This is a genomic window from Hymenobacter montanus, from assembly GCF_014699115.1.
GTDB lineage: Bacteria > Bacteroidota > Bacteroidia > Cytophagales > Hymenobacteraceae > Hymenobacter > Hymenobacter montanus.
In genome coordinates this window covers 1-21,527 of sequence record NZ_JACXAD010000015.1, presented here as the reverse complement: position 1 = coordinate 21,527, position 21,527 = coordinate 1, and the positions used below count along the sequence as shown (strand labels likewise).

The window sequence follows — 21,527 nt, the reverse complement described above, 5'->3', positions numbered from 1 at the left end:
CGGCTTTGGTGACCAAAGTGCCTGAGATGACGGGGTACTAATTGTCAAGCTATCTTTCTTTAGGCAACAGCTTATTTCTCGTAAATTTCTACTATCTATCTTGCCACCTTCGGCAAGCAGGACAAACAGATGCGAGCTTCAGCATAGAGTTACCACAAAAGCAACAAGCTTTTCGTTCTTTGTTCAGGTACTCTTCTGGGTGCATCTCCACAAAGGCATCGCGAGTCGTGTCCTCGCCGCAGGTAGGACATAATTTAACATTCTCATCAACTGAGCTTAGACAATAGGGACAAAGAATAGCTGGGTAAAACCGCCCGATATCATACCCAAGGCGGGCAGACATCTCATAATAAGACTGACTCTCATCCTCGCCCAGAAGATGGTATATCTTACTTCTATACGCTGTAAAGCGTAGATCGGAATCCTTCAAACTTCGCAATTCAATGTCTCGAAGCCTGGGGTTGTTGATTTCCTCTGCTCTGCCTAAATAGTAAAGACATATCTCTCCTAAGATGCCTGATGGCTTTTTGGTGCTATATACACCCAGACGCTCAAGCTCTTCCGTTTGTAACTCAATATCTAGAGCTATTTCTCCTTTGACAAATTGAGCGCCACCTCCACGAGCAGCCAATGACTCTGGAAATGCTACCTCTCTTGGATCGACTTCTTCATGGCCCGTGATGCTCCATTGGCCTGACTCCAAGAAAGTCGAACCTACGAAAACACCTGGAATGAGTAGCTCCGAACGATTAGCGGCAGGTTCAGAAAAAGTGGATTTGTAGATTTCTACTAAGAGGGAACCATCGAAAAAATTCAATGGTGAATTAGGCTTGAGTAATCCCGGGCGTATGCATTGCTGATTAACATCCAACATGATACGACCGCACATGAACTCCTTTGTGGGTAGTTGGAAAGTAAAAATATCGCCAGCTTTAAACTTTATCATTCTGAATTTCACATACCGGGTTTATGACCTTGGCTATATAACACAAATTTTTCGGGTGTTATTGCTTGTTCATCAGTTTATCACCCTTAGGGTCACCGTGCTTGTCAATATCTAACGGCTACGCCCAAGCCGAGTTAGGCACCTTATTTCCGCGACTGCCCGACTGCTCGCCGCTAGTGTGCTGGGCCCCTTGCGGCTTTTTGCTGCCGCTGGCTTGGTCGGTGCCAGTTAGCTCGGCAAACCCGACGGCAATCCAGGCGCACCCTTGGTTCCGAAATGTCCCGGCCACCCTGCTGGGGCTTTTTCGTACCTTCGCGCACCCCCATAAGCCTTCCCTATGCACCCCGCTCCCACCGCGCCCTATAAGCCTCAGAACCACATCCGCATCGTAACGGCTGCCGCCCTGTTCGACGGCCACGACGCGGCCATCAACATCATGCGCCGCATTATCCAGAGCAGCGGCGCCGAAGTTATTCACCTCGGTCATAACCGCTCGGTGCAGGAAATCGTGGATTGTGCCATTCAGGAAGATGCCCAGGCCATCGCCATCACCAGCTACCAGGGCGGGCACAACGAGTACTTCAAATACATGTACGACCTGCTGAAAGAGCGCGGCGCGGGCCACATCAAAATCTTCGGCGGCGGCGGCGGCGTGATTCTGCCCAGCGAAATTGCTGAGCTCCAAGGCTACGGCATTGCCCGCATCTACTCGCCCGACGATGGCCGCGCCATGGGCCTGCAGGGCATGATCAACGACTTATTGGCGCAGGCCGACTTCCCCACGGGCCAGAACCTGAACGGCGAGGCCGGCCACGTGAAAGAGAAGGACGCCCGCAGCATCGGCCGCCTGATCTCGGCGGCCGAAAACTTCCCCGCAGAGTTTGAGCGGGTGAAGTCGCAGTTGGTTTCTGACTTCCAAATCAGCGAGCAGAGCCAAAACCAAGCACTAAGCACCAAGCACCAAGCACCAATTTTAGGGATTACCGGCACAGGCGGCGCGGGCAAATCGAGCCTGGTAGATGAGCTGGTGCGCCGCTTCCTGCTGGACTTCCCCGACAAAACCATTGCCATTATCTCCGTCGACCCCAGCAAGCGCAAGACCGGCGGGGCCCTGCTCGGCGACCGGATTCGGATGAACGCCATCAACTCGCCGCGGGTGTACATGCGCAGCCTGGCTACCCGCCAAAGCAACCTGGCCCTGTCGCGCTACGTGCAGGACGCCGTGGACGTAGTGCGCGCCGCCAACTACGACCTCATCATCCTCGAAACTTCGGGCATCGGCCAGTCCGACACCGAAATTATCGAGCACTCCGACGCCAGCCTCTACGTGATGACGCCCGAGTACGGCGCGGCCACCCAGCTGGAGAAAATCGACATGCTCGATTTCGCCGATATCATCGCCCTCAACAAGTTCGACAAGCGCGGCGCCCTCGACGCGCTGCGCGACGTGCGCAAGCAGTACCAGCGCAACCACGGCCTCTGGGACACGCCCACCGACCAGATGCCCGTGTTCGGCACCATTGCCTCGCAGTTCAACGACCCCGGCATGAACCGCCTCTACCGGGCCGTGCTGAAGATGCTGGAAACGAAAACCGGCGCCACCTTCGCCTCCCAGCTCGAAACCACGGCCGAGGATTCGGAGAAGATCTACATCATCCCGCCGCACCGCACCCGCTACCTGTCCGAGATTGCCGAAACCAACCGCGCCTACGACCAGCGCGTGCGCGAGCAGGCCCAGATTGCCGAAGTAGCCGGCGCCTTCGCCAAGCTGGAGGAGTACTACCGCGACGAGAAAAAGAGCCCGGACAGCATGGTGGAGGAGTTCAGCCGGAACAAGCAAACCCAGCTCCGCCGCCTCGACGCCGACAGCCAGGCCATTCTCGAAAACTGGGAAAACACCCTGCAGAACTACCGCAACCCGGAGTACGTGTACTCGGTACGCGGCAAGGAAATCCGGGTGCAGACGCACACCAAGTCGCTGTCGGGCAACCAGATTCCAAAGGTGGCGGTGCCGCGCTATGCCGGCTGGGGCGACCGCCTGCGCTGGGCCATGCAGGAGAACTTTCCCGGCGAATTCCCCTACACGGCCGGCGTGTTTCCGTTCAAGCGCGAGGGCGAGGACCCCACCCGCATGTTTGCCGGGGAGGGCGGCCCCGAGCGCACCAACCGCCGCTTCCACTACGTGAGCATGGGCCTGCCCGCCAAGCGCCTAAGCACGGCTTTCGACTCGGTAACGCTCTACGGTGAGGACCCGGACCACCGGCCCGATATCTACGGCAAGATCGGCAACGCCGGCGTGAGCATCGCCTGCCTCGACGACGCCAAGAAGCTGTACTCCGGCTTCAACCTGGCCAACCCCACCACGTCGGTGTCGATGACCATCAACGGCCCCGCCGCGCAGCTGGCCGCGTTTTTCATGAATGCCGCCATCGACCAGCAGTGCGAGCTCTACATCAAGGAGAATGGGCTGGAAGCAGAAGTCAAAGAAAAGATAGCCCTGATTTTTGCCAGACAAGCCATTGGCGCCAAAGTCTGGTTTAAAGAGCGTCCCAAGGATCTAGTTGAGACCGCAGGAGAGATTGTCGATGTTTTTTGGCACGCACCATCTGAAAAAGAAGGTCATTTGGTATATCATATCGGCTACGAAACAGAAATGGCCGAAAAGGAAGGTGAATTCTTCGCTGAAGAAACCACCTTGACAGCCAACGAATTCAGATTTGAAGACCCGCGCTTCGAAGATGCGATAAGGCAGCCCGTATATCAGGGTGAGCTGCCCGACGGCAACGACGGCCTGGGCCTGATGCTGCTCGGCGTGACCGGCGACCAGGTGCTGCCGGCCGACGTGTACGCCGCTATCAAAGCCCGGACCCTGACGCAGGTGCGCGGCACCGTGCAGGCCGACATCCTCAAGGAAGACCAGGCCCAGAACACCTGCATCTTCAGCACCGAATTCGCGCTGCGCCTCATGGGCGACGTGCAGGAGTACTTCATCCAGCACAAGGTTAGAAACTTCTATTCGGTGTCCATCTCCGGCTACCATATTGCCGAAGCCGGGGCCAACCCCATTACCCAGCTCGCGCTGACGCTCTCTAACGGCTTCACGTTTGTGGAATACTACGTGAGCCGCGGCATGAGCGTGAACGACTTCGCGCCCAACCTGAGCTTTTTCTTCTCCAACGGCATCGACCCCGAATATGCCGTGATTGGGCGGGTGGCGCGCCGCATCTGGGCCAAGGCCATGAAGCTGAAGTACGGCGCCGACGCCCGCAGCCAGATGCTGAAGTACCACATTCAGACCTCGGGCCGCAGCCTGCACGCCCAGGAGATCGACTTCAACGACATCCGCACCACGCTGCAGGCCCTGTACGCCATCTACGACAACTGCAACTCCCTGCATACCAATGCCTACGACGAGGCCATCACCACGCCCACCGAGGAATCGGTGCGCCGGGCCATGGCCATTCAGCTCATCATCAACCGGGAGCTGGGGCTGGCGAAAAACGAAAACCCGCTGCAGGGCTCCTTCATCATCGAGGAGCTCACCGACCTGGTAGAAGAGGCCGTGCTGCTCGAGTTCGACCGCATCACGGAGCGCGGCGGCGTGCTCGGGGCCATGGAAACCATGTACCAGCGCGGTAAAATCCAGGAGGAAAGCATGCACTACGAGATGCTGAAGCACACCGGCGAGTACCCCATCATCGGCGTCAATACCTTCCTCTCGTCCAAGGGCTCGCCCACGGTGGTGCCGGCCGAAGTCATCCGGGCCACGGAGCAGGAAAAGCAGTACCAAATCGAGATGCTCCAACTGTTGCACCAGCGCAATACCGACCAGGCTCCGGCCCGACTCAAGCAGCTCCAGCAGGTGGCCGTGGCCAACGGGAACCTGTTTGCCGAGCTGATGGAAACGGTCAAATATTGCTCGCTGGGGCAGATTACCAACGCGCTGTTTGAGGTGGGCGGGCAGTACCGGCGCAATATGTAAGGAGATACGCAATTAAGCCCTGCTAGATAAACTCAAATAGTTTTTTCTTATCATGGAAAGTTTTGGTGACAAGCTTTATAGAAAAGTAGATAATCAACGCTCTCAGCTTTTTATTCAAGGAGAATTAGCTGAACTCACGTATCAATCATATCAGCTTTCTATTAGCACTGTTGATAATGGTAAGAGTGATAATTTTGAAGTTACTTTTCCTATAGGATATAAAGCAGATAATACTTCAATTAATGGTACGCGAACATACACAAAAGATGACCTAATTTCTCGTTACGAATATATATGTTACTCTCAACTTCCAATTAATGGAATATACCAGCTTGTAACAATTACTGAGGTATTATTAATTGATATTTTACGAGATATTTTACTTGAGTTTCCAAACAAGATTCCAAGCAAACGAAAAATTGATGCCGAATTAGTTCTTGAAGCAGGCTCCCTTGATGAGGTCAAGAATTCCATTGTTAATTCATTGATTAATGAATTAAACTACAAATCTCCACGAGAATTTGCGGAAGAGTTTGAAAAATACACTGGTATCAAATTACTTGAGCAGCCAGCATTTCACAAATACATTGAATTGAAGGCAACCCGCGATATCTACATACACAATTCTGGCGTTGCGAATAGTATCTATTTAAATAAGGCTGGGACGTTATCAAGAGTTAGAATTGATGAGTTTTTGCCAGTGACAATTCAATATTTCCTCGAATCGTATGAATGCTGCTTACAACTAACGGAGGTTTTGGAGCTACTACTAAATAAAATATGGCCAAGTTTAGTCTACCAAGAAAGTAGACAGAAACATAAAATTGGCATAGAGGAGCAGCAGAAAGCGGCTATTGAAAAGATTATTGAAAACAAGGAAGATACAACTTCTGCTGAGGAAATAAAGGAAAAGCCAAAAAGGAGAAAGGCAATAGCCGCACCTAAATCTCCTACTAAAGCCATAAAAGGCTAACACTTAAGTTTCATTAAACTGACCTTGAAAGATGAGTAACTCGTGATAAACTTCTTCCGTCTCCCTGACGCGAGTTTAGCGCAGCGTACTCATGACCAGCCTTGATGCCGCAAAGCAGCAAGGCGGGACTACATAAGTTAGGATGTCTGGAAAAGTCGTTCTGTTGCGAGACGCAGCCTCCACTGCCGCAACGCGACTAGCTTGCTTTAGGCTGGGTTACGGACCTTAGTATGAGTCGTTCTGATGCGAGGCTCAGCCTCGCCCGATGGCCAGTCACCACTTACGGCTGCGCCTAAACTCACTCGCGCCAGGGTACTGCTGCGGGTCGCTTCCAGCTTCAGCAGTGGCTTAGGAGGCGCGGCTTGCAACTTTTCGCCGGCTGCTTATCTTTGGATACCATGCAAACTACCCAGCCCCTGCCCAAAGCCACCTTGCAGGAAACCCGCCGCCAGAATGCGCAGGCCCAGCTGCGCCGCCGCTACGATGAATTGGACAAGCTCACGGGCAAGAACGCGGCCGAGCGGGTGGAAGAGGTGCGCCAGCGCCGCCGCGCCAGCTAAATGCTGGAGGCGGCCCGCACTCGTTTCTGCGATTGGAGCAAAGCCGGCGGCAGCCTGGAATACGACATCAGCTACTTGCACCCCGATTGGGACATAGTGATTCAGGCTTATGAGGTGCGGAGCGTAACGCACGACGGGAAGCTGGTTTACGCCAGTGATTTCACGCTGTATCTGGCCGGTTCTGCCGTGCCGGTTGATTTCAGCCAGTACCCGAAAGCAGATAAACAGCGGCTATGGAGCGTCATTTTCGATATCAAGCGAAAATTCTTTGTGGAGGTGCAGCCCGATGTGGTCGAGCATTTCATCAAGGCGCCCTATCAGGTGGAGACCCGCTTGGCGCTGTATCGCCTCCACCTAGACTTGCAGGATTATGACGTGGAGCAGACGAATACGACGTTCACGTTTTTGCGCCGGGGTGAGTAGTTGGGTAGAGCATCGTATCAGTTTCAGCTTGAATCGTATCAAATCGTATCACCGCCCACGCGGGAGCCGCGGCACGACGCGGCCCGCTCCGGCAGTGGCGGTGGGACGCGGAAAATCATTCGCAGTACCTTCCATAGGGCCCTTTTATTCCGCTGACTTCCGATTATGGCTTTGAGGCCACGTTTGGCAACGAGGGCAACACCTTGCTTCTGCGCACGGCCTTGCAGGCGCTTATTGAGTCGGCGGTGCCAATTCGGGAGGTGCAGTTAGAAAAGAATGCTTTCGAGGTGTTGACGCTGAACAGCCGCAGTGGCATCTTCGAGTTGGCCTGGACCGATGGGGCCAGTCACCACTTCATCGTGGAAATGCAGCTAGGCCACGCGTTTTGCTTATACATGGAAACAGTGAAAATGCTGCTTGCTCGCATAAAAGCCTATCCATCACATTACAGTCTAAAAAACAATGGTAAAACTCAGAAAAATCACCGTTAATAACCACTCTTATCTCTGGAAAAGAGCCCATATTCACCTAGCAGAATATGAATACTCCCCTTGTGTGGAAGTAATCACCATTTATCTTAATGGAAATAAGAAGTCACCCCTTCGATTGTTTTTTAAAGAAGATCACAATAAAACAAGAAAGGAAGGAGGCGAGCCAGCAAAATGGTTTTAGGTGGTGCTGGCCAAGGCATAGCTTGGCTACAAGGCCAATTTCAGCGAAACAATGCAATTATTAATTTTAACCGGCCCGCGGCAATAAAAGATATAATCATTTATTTCTTAAATCATGGGTGGGACCCTGAAAATAATCTGCGACCTTTAGAAGTAAAGGATGCTTTAAAATACCTTGACCTTATTGATATAAAGAAAGGAGAATAAAATGGAGAAATTAAGCTATAGCCGTGTGGAAGATTCAAAATTGGCAAAACACAGCCAGAAACCTGAGAAGCAGTTTATGCTCCCGCAATCAAGGCGGCAGAGTGCGCCCCAACTTAGCCCACTGGGCCTCCAACCTGGCTCACCTGGCGCGAGTTTAGGCGCAGCCGTAACTCGTGACCAACCTTGCAGTGGAGGTTGCGCCTCCACTGCCGCAAAGCGGCAAGTCGGGACTGTGTAGTTGGGATGTTAGGGCAAGTCGTTCTGCTGCGAGGCGCAACCTCGCTCAAATGATAGGCATAAGTTACGGCTGCGCCTAAACTCCCGCCAGTGCATGCCAGTCTATACTTTAACCAATAAACAGGACCTTAAGTAGGCCGCGGCGGCCGGCGTAGTTGCGGGCGCTGCTATAGAGAAAGTCCTCCGGTGCGTCCACAAAACCGGCGGCCACCGGGTTTTGGTGTAGACACCGCAGTCGCTGCTGGCGAAGCTCGTTGGTATTGAGTTCAATTGGATGGTTTTCCTGCTGCCCAAACTGATACTTCGTATTGTGGGCATTGCGGCGGCCGGCCCGCTCAAACATCCAGAGCATCCATTCGCGGCGGCTTTCCTGCCTGTTCCGCTCAATAGCGAGAGGCAAGGTTTTGGCGGGGCGTCGCTTCATATCGCGCAGGATATGGGAGAAGTTGTCGGTATCGCTGCTGGTGATGAGGTGCGCGTGGTTGGTCATCAGGCACCACGCGTGGATTTTTAATCCCTTGGGCTGCTGGCGGTAGCGAAGGCTATCAACGAGAGTATAATTGTAGAGCCGACGGGTGAATACGTCTATCAAATTAAGCGTCGCAAAGCTGATGAAGTACAGTTGTTGTGAATCACGGCCTTTGTATCTCTCGCTCATGCTTCAAAATAGGTGCGGCTAGCATAACTGGCGCGAGCTTAGCGTAACGTTTTGAAGCATACCTCGTAATGAGCTTTTGGGCTTGGCAATGGAATGCCCGGACACAACGATGACTTAACGGCTCGTTTCCGGCTTGCCGCTACGCGGCAGTGGAGGCAGAGCTTCCCCATCAAGATTAGTCACGAGTTATGGCTTCGCCAAAACTCGCACCAGCTAAGGGGCCATACTACGCTATTACATCCATATCTATCATGTTAGCAGCAAGGAAGTATCCAGCCTGGTTCCCAGTTGTCTGAAGAATCTGAAGAAGCGACAATGACATGAGCAACATCCCGAATCGTTTCGAATCATATCATACTGAGGCGTAAGACGCTCATCTTCGCGGTATGGTAGAATGCGTGCCTACCATAGAAGTTAAGCTGGATTTGACCTTAGTGGTGACTCTAAGCAAGCTGGACCTTATGCCAATCGGTGGGTATCCCCGGGCTCCCACAGCTTGAAAAGTACAATTACCGCCAATTATGTCTTGGTTTATATGATTTTTTTTGTAGCTTGCACGGGCCCTCCCATATAATCACGATACCCTACTATTCCACCAGAGCGCATTTAAAGGGTTAGAATAGCTGACAGCTTATTGATGTTTTAGAATATGGTAATGAAATTTATAAACATTTATCTGCTAGCATAGTTTGATTGTTCGAGTTAGCTAACTTCTGGTTAAAATATAGACTCATCTTAATAGTGTATTAACCCTAAAAATAAATGATTATGAAAAGATTAATTTCTCTCGCCCTACTATTTGGCTGTTCTAATCCGCTACTGGCGGCAGTTTTCACCATTCCTAATGGGAACGTCGCGGCCCTGGTGGCGGCTATTAACACCGCCAACACGAATGGCCAGGCCGATGTTATCAACTTGGCCTCGAATGGCGAATACGTCTTCACCACCATCAACAACACCGTGACAGGGTATCCGCCCGGCTACATCGAAACTGAAGGGCCCGTGGCGTTGCCCGTCATTCTCAATGATGGGCCTGGTCTAGATCTGACAATCAACCTGAATGGGTCGTTGTTGCGCCGCAGTAGCACCGCACCTCAAATGCGCCTGTTCCAGAGCGGCAGCGATGTATCCTGGCAGCTGAACGGCGGGACTATCAAGGATTTCGAGAGTCCGCTCGATAACCCGGTCGCGGCCCACGGCGGTGGCGGTGGGGCGGTGGTGTCGGGCCAACGAAATGTGTTCAGCAGCGAAGCCATGACGTTTGACAATTGTACGTCCCATAGCCGGGAAGAACGTAGCGGGGGCGCCCTTTCCGTCGGCGGAGGCTCGCAAATTACCCTAAAGAACTCCACGTACAAGAACAATACGGGAACCACTTATGGCGGCGCCGTCACCGTTTTACTTTCCGACGTGCGGATTGAAAACTGCCGGTTTGAGAACAACCGCTGCACGGTGGGGGGCGGCGCCGCCGTGTACGTGGACGGGTGCAAGGGGGTGCTTTCGACCAATGAGCCCGGTGGGCTGGGCGAGCTTATTGGCTGCACGTTCATCGCTAACACCTCCCCCGCTTTCGGGGCGGTCTTTCTGCAAGGCTACAATGAAGATCAGTGGTTCGTGAAAAACTGCCAGTTCACCAACAACAAGGCTACCGGAGCGACAAATGGGGCCATGGCCGGCGCTCTGTGGCACAGTGGCGTTAATAATGGCCGGTTTGACGTGTCGAACTCCACCTTCGAGAATAACGAGGCGAAAACCCACGGCGGCGCTGTTACCTGCACCCGCGGCGATAACCGGTTCACGAACTGCACCTTTTATGGCAACGTCACCAAAGATGCCGGGGGCCTGGGTGGGGCCCTCTACAACATCGGGGATAATGGAAGTACCTGGTTTTCGACCATCACCAACTGCACCTTTGCCAACAACATCGCCGGGGGCTACGGGGGCGCCTGGGTCATCACCGGCAACCAGGGCAGTGTTCAGAACACGATTGTGGCTAATAACCGCGCTTACCAGCAGTGCGGCTATCCGCCCGCAGCCGGTTGCGTAGGGTACAACAACGCTCACAACTGCGGCGGCACGCTAACGAATAACGGCAACAACATTGAGTTCCCGGAACGACCCAATAGAATCACGAATCCGGGCTACGATGATCCGAACGACCGCCCGTGCTTTGCCCGGCCGGTCTTGGTGAACAGTAATACGATGCCCGTCATCGACCCGCGGCTGTCCCCCCCCGCCAATAACGGGGGCTCCACCCGCACCATGGCCCTGCAAGCGGGCAGCCCGGCCATCGACGCTGGCAACGGTTGCCCCGCCACCGACCAGCGCGGCACCCCCCGCCTCGGCACCTGCGATATCGGGGCCTTCGAATACCGCCCCGTGCTGGCCACTACCCCTACCTCGGCCCCGGATGCGCTGGGCCTCTATCCCAACCCCTCCCCGGGCGAGGTCTTCCTGACCCTGCCCACGCCCCGGCCGGCCGGCCCCATTCACGTGTGCCTCTACGCCCTGGATGGCCGGCTGGTGTTCGAGCAGACGCTGGAATCCGCCCAGCCTGCCCGCCTGCTCGTGCCCGTCAAGGGCCTGTTCCTGGTCAAGGCCACCGTCGGCCAGCAACTCTTCGTCCAAAAACTCGCCACTTACTAATAAACGGTGAACTGAGGAAGAGCGGGCCGAAGCAGTAGGGAGGCGGGGAGTACCATTTGCATGGGCAGTAGCCCCTTCAATATTACGTTGTTCGCTAATTTATAACCCCATGAAAAAACTTATTTCATTGGCCTTATTAGTAGGCTGCTCTCGCTCGTTGTCGGCCGCGGTATTCACCATTCCTAATGGGAACGTCGCGGCCTTGGTGGCGGCCATCAACACCGCCAACACGAATGGCCAGGCCGACGTCATTAACCTGGCGACCAATGGCCTCTATGTGCTGAATACGGTGAATTACACCTCCCAAAATCCGGGCAACACCGGGTATGAAGGGCCCCGCGGACTGCCCAATATTTTAAACGACGTAACGGGCCTGGATTTGACGATCAACGGGAACGGGGCCACGATCCAAAGAAGTACTACGGCGCCGAGCTTCGGCCTGTTTTCCTGTGCGGGCCAGACCATTTTTAATAACCTCACCTTCAGGAATGGGGATGTAGTTGCCCAGGGAGCAGCAATATTTTCTCAGTTCAAAGGCAACGTTGAAGTCAATAACTGCTCGTTCTACAATAACACGTCACGATTAGCTGCTGAAGGCGGAGGTGGAGCAATCTACACCAAGAGCCTAAGTGTTTTAACGGTTAGGAATTCTACCTTTGAGAATAACAGTGCCGTCAATCAGGGTGGCGCCATCAGCAATCTGCTTTCTAACCTGACGGTTTTAAACAGCACGTTTAAAAACAATAGAACCACCAGTCCGCTAGGCGCCGGCCCCGCGGGTGGTGCTATTTATGATGATGGGGCCAGGGGCGACAACGGCACCCTGATTATCCGAAATAACCTTTTCGAAGGCAACGCATCGAATGGCCTTGGGGGAGCCCTGTTCCTTTTTCCCTACCGAACCCAGTCGGCGGAAGTGACCGGCTGTACCTTCAAAGCAAACTCGGCCGATCAGGGCGGGGCGTTCTGGCACAAAGGAGGTGGTAGCCAAGGCATCCCAGATCCGGAATATCCCCTCACCAGTGGGCCGGAAAATACCAGACTGCTGTTTAACAACTGTGTTTTTGATGGTAATACGGCGGCGTATATCGGCGGCGGGATATGGTTATCGAACTGTATTATCAACGAGATTCACAGCTGTACTTTTAAAAATAATACCGCTCAGGCTGGTGGGGGGGCTGTCTTGTCAACAGACCGGGAATTTACTTTCCGCAACTCTACTTTTAACAACAACACCGCCAATATTGCCGGAGCGATGAACGTCGGAGTAAATGCGAAACTCACTATCCAAAACTGCACGTTCGCTGCTAACGTAGCCAATCAATACGGCGGGGCGCTGTCGGTCCCGCAAAATAGTACTCCCGTTGATATCATCAACTGTACTTTTGCCAACAACCAGGCGAACAACCCGGGTAATGGCCAGAGCGGAGCCATTCATTCTGGCAACAACAACGGTAACAATACGGTAACTATCAAGAACAATCTGTTCTATAATCAAACCGTTACCAACACTTATAACCTGTGGAAAAATTGTAATTCGGTGCTGAACGATGGAGGCAACAATCTGTTCTTCCCCGAAAACAACAACGGTCGCTGCGTAGCAACTCCGGGAAATTCATTATTCGTAGATCCGCTGTTGAGCCCCTTAGCTGACAACGGGGGGCCGACCCAAACCATGGCTCTACGAGCCGGTAGCCCGGCCATCAATGCCGGCAGCGGCGGCCCCGCTACCGACCAGCGCGGCCGCCCCCGGGTCGGCGCCAGCGACATCGGCGCCTTTGAGTACAACCCCGCACTGGCCACCACCCCGGCCCCGGCTCCCGAGGCACTGGGCCTCTACCCCAACCCTTCCCCAGGCGAGGTTTTCCTGACCCTGCCCACCCCCCGCCCGGCCGGCCCCCTGCACGTGCGCCTCTACGCCCTCGACGGCCGGCTGGTGCTTGAGCAGACGCTGGACTCCGCCCAGCCCGCCCGCCTACTCGTGCCCGTCAAGGGCCTGTTCCTGGTCAAGGTCGCCGTCGGTCAGCGACTCTTCGTCCAGAAGCTCGCTACCTATTGACAAATACCGCCCTGAGTAAGACCAGAATAACATAAGTCTAGCCTGCTTTGTTCAAATCCAATCCTGACATAGTCTAATCCTAGCACTAAGCTTATGAAGAAACTTTTTTCCCTGGCCCTGCTGGTTGCGAGTTCGCACTCGTTATGGGCCACGGTGTTCCCCATTGCCAACGGGAACGTCGCGGCTCTAGCAGCAGCCATCACCACGGCCAACACCAATCGCCAGGCCGATATCATCAACCTGGCCCCCAACGGGACGTATGTCTTCACCACCATTAATAACACCGTCGCGGGGTATCCGCCGGGCTACATCGAAACCGAGGGGCCGGTAGCTTTGCCGGTTATTCTCCATGAACCGGGTAACGGGGTCGACCTGATTATCAACCTGAATGGGGCGGTGCTGCGTCTGAGTAGTACTGCCCCGAAAATGCGCTTGTTGCAGAGCGGCAGCGACGTGTCCTGGCAGCTCAACGGCGGCACGATCAAGGACTTCGAAAGCCCGATGAATAACCCGGTCGCCGGCCACGGCGGCGGCGGCGGGGCGGTGGTGTCGGGCCAACGCAACGTGTTCAGCAGCGAATTCATGACGTTTGACAATTGCACCTCCCGTAGCCGGGAAGAACGTAGCGGCGGGGCTATCTCCTTCGGCGGCGGCCGGTTTATCTTGAAGAACTCCACGTACAAAAACAACACCGGCTCCACATATGGCGGAGCCGTCACCGCCTTATTCTCCGATGTGCGGATTGAAAACTGCCGGTTTGAGAACAACCGCTGCACAATTGGGGGCGGAGCCGCCGTTTACGTCGACGGCTGTACCGGGTCGAGAACCACACCGGGTGGTCTGGGAGAGATTATCGGCTGCACTTTCGTCAACAACAACTCCCCTAGTTTTGGGGCGGTCTTTCTGCAAGGCTACAATGAAGACCAGTGGGTGGTGAGAAACTGCCAGTTCACCAACAACAAAGCCACGGGAACGGCCGATGGCAGTCAGGGCGGGGCGCTGTTTCACAACACGCTGAACAACGGCACGCTTGAGGTTTCCAACTCCACCTTCGAAAACAACGAAGCCAAAAACTACGGCGGCGCGGTGGTGTGTGGCCGGGGCACCAACCGGTTTACGAATTGCACTTTTTACGCCAACAAGACTACCGTGCCCACCTATGCCTTGGGCGGGGCCCTCTATGGTTTCACCAACCCCGCCGGAGGAGAGACGGGGTTTGTGGCTATCACCAATTGCACGTTTGCCGACAACATTGCTGGCGGCTACGGGGGCGCCTGGTCCATCCTTGGCAATCAGGGCAGTGTCAAAAATACCATCATCGCCAATAACAGAGCCTATCAGCAGTGTGGCTATCCGCCCCCGGCTGGTTGCGTGGGCTCCAACAACGCGAACAACTGCGGTGTTACTTTAATCGACAACGGCAATAACATCGAGTACCCGGAACGCCCAAAATACGTGGCGGGCATTGCTGATCCCAATGATAGACCCTGCTTCCCGCGGCCGGTGGTGGTGAACAGTAATATGATGCCGGTCATCAATCCGCGACTCTCCCCACCGGCCAACAACGGGGGGCCGACTCGGACCATGGCCCTGCAAGCCGGCAGCCCGGCCATCGACGCTGGCAACGGTTGCCCCGCCACCGACCAGCGCGGCACCCCCCGTGTGGGGGCCTGCGACATCGGCGCCTTCGAGTACGGGGCCGTGCTGGCCACCACCCCAGCCCCGGCTCCCGAGGCACTGGGCCTCTACCCCAACCCCTCCCCCGGTGAGGTCTTCCTGACTCTGCCTGCCAACCGCCCGGCCGGCCCCCTGCACGTGCGCCTCTACGCCCTGGATGGCCGGCTGGTGTTTGAGCAGACGCTGGAATCCGCCCAGCCCGCCCGCCTGCTCGTGCCCGTCAAAGGCCTGTTCCTGGTCAAGGCCACCATCGGCCAGCAGGTCTTTGTTCAAAAACTCGCCACTTATTAGCCCCCTTACTCACGTTTGGGGGGATGGTCAACGTATTTCGCCCCGCGTGGCCCCGGCGTGAAGCTATCATTACTAGGGGTGTCATGAGCCGGCAAGGCTGAACCCACTTGCCATTTAACGCAAACTGCCAGCGAGCTTCGATCAATGCTCGCTGGCAGTTCGCGTTTAGCGCACCAAGCCTCAGCTTCAGTGCGCATTAGGCGGGAGCGCCAACCCACCCCCAGGCCAGCGAAAGCGTAGCGAAGTTAAAGTTCGGGCTAGGACAAGCGAATTTTAAAACCGCCGTAATTTCGCGGTATGAAACGCAGTTTTTGGTACGGTATGGGCGCTCTGCTGCTAGCGGCGCCCGCACAGGCCCAATCCCTGACGGGCGTCTGGCAGGGCGTAGAAACCGATACGGGTGGGCCAGAAACATACTATCCGGCAGTGCTTCGAGTACAGAAGGGCAAGGGTACGGACCTGTTCGGAGTGCTCTACCAGGAAGTAGGTGAGCGCCCGGCCATGTCCGTGACGTTCGAGATGCAGGGCACGCGCACTGCCACCGGAATGCAGCTCGACCACAAGCGCAAGCTCAACGAAACCGGCCGCACACTCAATGGCTACTGGTGCGATGGCGCCATCACGTTCACCTACGACGCCAAGCTGGAAAAGCTGACTGGCCACGCCACCTACCGCCCGGTGGGCAATTGCGACGTGGGCGCGTTTACCTTTTACCGCATCAAGCTTAAATCGCCCGCCACGGTGGGGGCCGGGGTCGAGAATACGCTGCGCGTATCGGGCCGCAACGTGCGCTGGTTTGCCGACGCCGACCTGAAGCAGCCCCTGGCTACCGGCAATACCTACCGCACCAGCCTCAACGCCACTACTACTTTCTACCTCACCCAGGGATACTACCCCACCAGCCAGAGCCCGGTGGTGCCCATCACCATTCAGGTAACGGGCAAGGCCGCCGGCAAGGCTCCCAAGGCCACGCCTCCCCCATCCATGCCCCCGAAACCACTACCCGATACGGTGCGCCCGGCCCCGGTGAAACCCACTCCCGTGGTGCTACCCACTGTGCTCTTCCGGGTTGGCACCCCGGAACTACTGCCCGAAGCCAGCTCGGCGCTGGACCAGCTAGCGGCCCAGCTAAGAGCCCGGCCCACGCTGCGCCTGCGCGTGTCGGGCCACACCGACCGGGTAGGTGAGCCCGACAAAAACCAGCTACTATCCGAGCAGCGGGCCGCCGCCGTGAAGGACTACCTGGTAAAAGCGGGCATTGCGGCCGAGCGCATCAGCACCCGTGGCTTCGGCGACACGCGCCCCCTCTACCCTTCGCCCGATGCCCGCAACCGGCGCGTGGAGGTAGAAGAAATAGAATAAGACGGTGCTCCAGCACACCAGTAAGCCACCGCCCCGGGCTGGGTGCGGTGGCTTACTGGTTTGACGGGTACGGGGCTGCTTACTTCCGGCCTGCCACAATCTCTTCCACCACCAGCGGGTCGAGCAGGGTGGTTACGTCGCCGAGGTTGCTGGTTTCGCCTTCGGCAACTTTGCGCAGGATGCGCCGCATGATTTTGCCGGACCGGGTCTTGGGCAGGCCCGAAACGAGCTGAATTTTGTCGGGCTTGGCAATTTTGCCGATTTCGGCCACTACGGCTTCGATAATGCTGGCTTCGGCCCGCTGGATTTCCAGGTCGGAGGTGGGCAGGCCGTTCTGGCAGATGACGTAGGCGTAGATGCCCTGGCCTTTCACGTCGTGCGGGTAGCCCACCACGGCGCTTTCGACCACGTAGTCGCTCTGGTTGATGGCGTTTTCGATTTCGGCCGTGCCGAAGCGGTGGCCCGAAACATTAATGACGTCGTCGACGCGGCCGATAATACGATAGAGGCCGTTTTCGTCGCGGCGGGCGCCGTCGCCGGTGAAGTAGTAACCGGGGTAGGGCTGGAAATAGGTTTGGCGGGCGCGCTCGTGGTCGCCCCAGGTGGTGCGAATGACGCCGGGCCAACTGGCTTTGATGGCCAGGTAGCCCTCCTGGTCGTTGCCTTCGATTTCGGTACCATCCTGGTTCAGGAGTACGGGCTGGACGCCGGGCAGCGGCAGGCCGGCGCGGGCGGGCACGCTGGGCGTGATGCCGGCCAGAGCCGAAATCATGATGCCGCCGGTTTCGGTCTGCCACCAGGTGTCGACGATGGGGCAGCGGCCTTTGCCCACGTGCTGGTGGTACCAGTGCCAGGCTTCCTCGTTGATGGGCTCGCCCACCGAGCCGAGAACGCGCAGGCTGGTGAGCGAGTAGCTCAGCACGTTATCAATCGGCGTGGCCATCAGACTCCGAATGGCCGTGGGGGCGGTGTAGAAAATGGTGACGTGGTGCTTGTCGATGACCTCCCAGAAGCGGCCCGGGCTGGGGAAAGTAGGCACTCCCTCGAACTGCAGCGAAGTTGCGCCGGCCAACAGCGGACCGTACAGCAAGTAGCTGTGGCCGGTAACCCAGCCGATATCGGCCGTGCACCAGTACACGTCGTTCTCCTCGACCTGAAACACGTTGCGGAAGGTATAATCGGCCCAGACCATGTAGCCGGCCTGGCTGTGCACCACGCCCTTGGGCTTGCCGGTACTGCCGCTGGTGTAGAGGATAAACAGCGGGTCTTCGGCCGCCATCTCTTCGGCGGGGCAGGTGAGGGCCACGTCTTTGACCTCGTCGTGGTACCACACGTCGCGGCCTTCGCGCATGGTGACCGGCCAACCCAGGTGCTCGACTACAATGACGCGCCGCACGCCGGGGCAGGACTCCAGGGCTTCGTCGACCACACTTTTCACCGGGATTTGCTTGGCCCCGCGGTTGAGGCCGTCGGCGGTGAGCACGAAGCGGGCGTCGGCATCGTTGGTGCGGTCGGCAATGGCGGTGGCGGAGAAGCCAGCGAATACTACCGAATGCACGGCCCCGACGCGGGCGCAGGCCAGCACGGCCACGGCCAACTGCGGAATCATAGGTAGGTAGATAATGACCCGGTCGCCCTTCTGCACGCCGTTGTTGCGCAGCACGTTGGCGAATTGGCAGACCTGCTGGTGCAGTTCCCGGTAGGTTAGCCGCAGGTGGCGGACTTTGGGGTCGTTGGGCTCGAAGATGAGGGCCAGCTTGTTGCCCCGCTGGGCTAGGTGGCGGTCGAGGCAGTTTTCGGTGATGTTGAGCCGGGCGCCGTCGAACCACTTGCTGTTGCCAGCCGGCGAAAACTCGCCGCTGCGCACCGTATCCCACTTACGGCGCCAGGTGAAGGGCTCGGCCACGGCGGCCCAAAAGCCATCGGGGTCTTCAACGGACTGCTGGTAAGCGGCGTGGTATTCTTCAATAGTACGAATCCGGGGATGCATAAGGTGAGGGAATGAGGTGGTGAAACGATGGATTTGCAGCGTATTGCCTTGAGCCAAAAAGCAACCCGATAAGGAATTAAGAATTAAAAATGAAAAATGAATAATTAAAAATCTACTGGTCAATTTTTTAATTCCTCATTTTTAATTTTTAATTCCTAAAAAACGGTACACGGACTGGAGAACCGCTCTAGGTAGGTTGGTCCGGCGCAAAAGCCCTTCCGATGCCGCGCCGTTGCAGGTCGCCGCGGATTTCGTCTATAATCAAGGGGTCATCAATGGTCGAGGGCAAGGTAAAAGCTTCCCCGTCGGCCAACTGGCGCAGGGTTTTGCGCAGAATTTTACCCGAGCGGGTTTTGGGCAGGCGCTGGGCCACCAGCACCCGGCGGAAGCAGGCCAACGCTCCAATGCGGTGGCGGACGCTGGCCACCAAGTCCTTTTCCAGGGCCTCCTCTCCTATCGTTTGGCCATCCTTCAGCACCACTACGCCCACGGGCACCTGGCCGCGCAACTCATCGGCAATGCCCAGGACGGCGCACTCAGCCACAGCGGGGTGGGCCGCCAGGATTTCTTCGATTTCGCCGGTGCTGAGGCGGTGGCCGGCCACGTTGATAACGTCGTCGACCCGGCCCATGATGTAGGTGTAGCCTTCGGCATCGCGGTAGCCGCCATCGCCACTAAGGTAATAGCCCGGGTACGGGGCCAGGTAGGCCTCGCGGAAGCGGGCATCGTCGTTCCAGAGCGTGGGGAAGCAGCCGGGCGGCAGCGGCAGGCGGACGGCTACCAAGCCGGTGGTGCCGGCGGGTACGGGCTGGCCCGCTTCGTCGAGAATCTGGAGGTCGTAGCCCGGCACCGGGTGGCCGGCACTGCCGGCCCGGGGAGCGGGCATGTCGTCGAGCCCCACCAAGGTGGCCAGCATGGGCCAGCCCGATTCGGTTTGCCACCAGTGGTCGACCACCGGCACGCCGAGCAGCTCCCGGGCCCAGTCGTAGGTAGCGGGGTCGCAGCGCTCGCCGGCCAGAAAAAGGTGGCGCAAGCCGCGCAGATCGTACTGCCGGGCCAGCACGCCCTCGGGGTCTTCTTTTTTAATGGCCCGGATGGCCGTGGGCGCCGTAAACATCACCCGGACGTTGTGCTGGGCCACCAGGCGCCAGAACGTGCCGGCATCCGGCGTGCGCACGGGCTTGCCTTCGAACAGCACGGTGGTGCAGCCGCGCAGCAGCGGGCCGTACACGATGTAGCTGCTGCCCACGGCCCAGCCAATGTCGGAGCCAGTGAAAATGACCTCACCGGGTTCGAGATTGTAGATGGCCGCCATGCTAAAGCGTAGCGCCACGGCGTGGCCGCCGTGGTCGCGCACCACGCCCTTGGGGCGGCCGGTGGTGCCGCTGGTGTAGAGGATGTAAAGCGGGTGCGTGGCCGGCACCGGCACGGCCGGCACGGGGGCGGCCTGCAACAAGTCCTGGTAGTCGAGGTCGCGGCCGGGCTGCAGGGCCGCCGGCACGAAATCGCGCTGGAGCACAACCACGTGGGCGGGCTTGAAGATGGCCTTGCTAATTGCTTCGTCTACCAGAGGCTTGTAGGGGATGACGCGGTCGAACTCCATGCCGCCCGAGGCGCAGATGATGGCGCGGGGCTGGGCGTCATCAATCCGCACGGCCAGCTCGGGCGGGGCAAAACCACCAAACACCACCGAATGGATAGCCCCCAGCCGGGCGCAGGCCAGCATGGCAATGAGGGCTTCGGGCACGTTGGGCAGATATAGGATAACTCGGTCGCCGAACCCCACCCCGATTGCGCGCAGGCCCCCGGCGAAGCGGGCCGTGCGGTCGAGCAGTTCGGCGTAGGTGTAGGTGCGCCGCGTGTTGGTAACGGGGGAGTCGTAAATCAGGGCCGGTTGGTCGGCGCGGCCGTGCTGCACGTGGTAGTCCAGGCAGAGGTAGCAGGTGTTCAGTTCGCCGTCGCGAAACCAGCGGTAAAAGCCATTCGCATCCCGGGACAGGGCCTCGGTCGGCGGGGTATGCCAGGGCAACAGGTGGGCCTGAGCCAGCCAGAACGCCGCTGGGTCGGCCAGGCTGGCCGCGTGCGTGGCGGCGTAAGAGCAAGCAGGTTTCATGGTAGCTAGATTTGATATAGGTTACTGGCCAGCACTTATGAGGCGGCTCCCCTCTCGCCGTTGGTTCCGTTGCGGCGCGAAGCCGAAAAGAGCAGCCGAGGCGGCACTGGCGCAGAATTGAAGATATTGAAGGTTAAGAATAGTGTCTAAGAACGTATCAACTTTTACCTTTTCATTTGTTTAGCTGAATCGCCAGGCTCCCCCTCTCCCCCGGAGAGGGGGCCGGGGGGTGAGGCCCCCCTTAACACGATTAGCTCCCGCACTTTTTCCATGAGCTGGCGGGTGCTGAACGGCTTGGAAATATACAAGTCGGCTCCGACCTCGTAGCCTTTCTGCACGTCGGCCTCGCGGCTTTTGGCGGAAAGGAAAATAACCTTGGCGGCTGCTTGGCTGGGTAGCTGGCGCAACTGCCGGCACACCTGGTAGCCGTCCACGTCGGGCATCATCACGTCGAGCAGCACTAGGTTGTAGGGCGTTTGGGCAACGGCGGCCAGGGCCTCGGCGCCGTTGCGGGCAATGCTGACCTGGTAGCCGTTTTTGCGCATCAGAAACTCCAACGACATAACGATGTTTGGCTCGTCGTCAACAATTAAAATGTGGGGCATCTTCATAAACAGCGAGGCGGGAAAGAGGAAGCGGAACGGTTGGTGCTTGGTGCTTGGTGCTTGGTGCTTGGTGCTTGGTGCTTGGTGCTTGGTGCTTGGTGCTTGGTGCTTGGTGCTTGGTGCTTGG

14 protein-coding genes are annotated in these 21,527 nt (G+C 57.1%); 9 read left to right on the top strand and 5 right to left on the bottom strand.

The window, feature by feature from the left end; translation table 11 throughout:
• Positions 1 to 91 precede the first annotated feature (91 nt).
• Positions 92 to 946: an Imm26 family immunity protein gene (locus IC235_RS13760; RefSeq protein ID WP_191005765.1), complete on the bottom strand. Its 855-nt coding sequence runs from the start codon at positions 944 to 946 to the stop codon at positions 92 to 94.
• 337 nt (positions 947 to 1,283) lie between these two features.
• Between IC235_RS13760 and IC235_RS22150 the strand changes: the two genes are divergently transcribed.
• From IC235_RS22150 to IC235_RS13730, 5 genes are all read left to right on the top strand, one after another.
• Positions 1,284 to 4,928, top strand: coding sequence for a methylmalonyl-CoA mutase family protein (locus IC235_RS22150; RefSeq protein ID WP_223847298.1), 3,645 nt, complete (start codon positions 1,284 to 1,286; stop codon positions 4,926 to 4,928).
• 52 nt (positions 4,929 to 4,980) lie between these two features.
• Positions 4,981 to 5,901, top strand: coding sequence for a hypothetical protein (locus tag IC235_RS13745; RefSeq protein ID WP_191005764.1), 921 nt, complete (start codon positions 4,981 to 4,983; stop codon positions 5,899 to 5,901).
• A gap of 398 nt (positions 5,902 to 6,299) precedes the next feature.
• A complete protein-coding gene (locus IC235_RS13740; protein WP_191005763.1) occupies positions 6,300 to 6,461 on the top strand; it encodes a hypothetical protein in 162 nt (53 codons plus the stop codon).
• Positions 6,462 to 6,884 carry a hypothetical protein gene (locus IC235_RS13735; protein ID WP_191005762.1) on the top strand — a complete coding sequence of 141 codons (423 nt, stop codon included), beginning with the start codon at positions 6,462 to 6,464 and terminating at the stop codon, positions 6,882 to 6,884. It begins immediately after the preceding gene.
• 146 nt (positions 6,885 to 7,030) lie between these two features.
• A complete protein-coding gene (locus IC235_RS13730; RefSeq protein ID WP_317173583.1) occupies positions 7,031 to 7,375 on the top strand; it encodes a PD-(D/E)XK nuclease family transposase in 345 nt (114 codons plus the stop codon).
• 733 nt (positions 7,376 to 8,108) lie between these two features.
• On the opposite strand, the gene IC235_RS13725 is transcribed toward IC235_RS13730, so the two are convergent.
• Complete coding sequence (locus tag IC235_RS13725; protein WP_191005761.1) at positions 8,109 to 8,657, bottom strand: transposase; 549 nt, start codon at positions 8,655 to 8,657, stop codon at positions 8,109 to 8,111.
• 768 nt (positions 8,658 to 9,425) lie between these two features.
• Here IC235_RS13725 and IC235_RS13720 point away from each other — a divergent pair.
• The 4 genes from IC235_RS13720 (at position 9,426) to IC235_RS13705 (ending at position 16,692) form a co-directional block, all read left to right on the top strand.
• Positions 9,426 to 11,303: a choice-of-anchor Q domain-containing protein gene (locus tag IC235_RS13720; protein ID WP_191005760.1), complete on the top strand. Its 1,878-nt coding sequence runs from the start codon at positions 9,426 to 9,428 to the stop codon at positions 11,301 to 11,303.
• 109 nt (positions 11,304 to 11,412) lie between these two features.
• Positions 11,413 to 13,362 (top strand): T9SS type A sorting domain-containing protein, encoded by a 1,950-nt coding sequence (locus IC235_RS13715; protein WP_191005759.1) that lies wholly within the window; start codon positions 11,413 to 11,415, stop codon positions 13,360 to 13,362.
• A 93-nt stretch (positions 13,363 to 13,455) separates the two neighbouring features.
• Positions 13,456 to 15,330 carry a T9SS type A sorting domain-containing protein gene (locus tag IC235_RS13710; protein WP_191005758.1) on the top strand — a complete coding sequence of 625 codons (1,875 nt, stop codon included), beginning with the start codon at positions 13,456 to 13,458 and terminating at the stop codon, positions 15,328 to 15,330.
• Between the two features lie 297 nt (positions 15,331 to 15,627).
• The gene (locus tag IC235_RS13705) at positions 15,628 to 16,692 is read left to right on the top strand and encodes an OmpA family protein (RefSeq protein WP_191005757.1); all 1,065 of its coding nucleotides are present in this window, start codon (positions 15,628 to 15,630) and stop codon (positions 16,690 to 16,692) included.
• Positions 16,693 to 16,771: 79 nt separating this feature from the next.
• On the opposite strand, the gene acs is transcribed toward IC235_RS13705, so the two are convergent.
• From acs to IC235_RS22650, 3 genes are all read right to left on the bottom strand, one after another.
• Positions 16,772 to 18,682 (bottom strand): acetate--CoA ligase, encoded by a 1,911-nt coding sequence (acs, locus tag IC235_RS13700; RefSeq protein ID WP_191005756.1) that lies wholly within the window; start codon positions 18,680 to 18,682, stop codon positions 16,772 to 16,774.
• A gap of 187 nt (positions 18,683 to 18,869) precedes the next feature.
• Complete coding sequence (locus tag IC235_RS13695) at positions 18,870 to 20,795, bottom strand: AMP-binding protein (RefSeq protein ID WP_191005755.1); 1,926 nt, start codon at positions 20,793 to 20,795, stop codon at positions 18,870 to 18,872.
• Between the two features lie 164 nt (positions 20,796 to 20,959).
• Positions 20,960 to 21,527 (bottom strand): response regulator transcription factor (locus IC235_RS22650; RefSeq protein ID WP_317173581.1); only part of this gene is annotated, 568 nt, incomplete at its 5' end.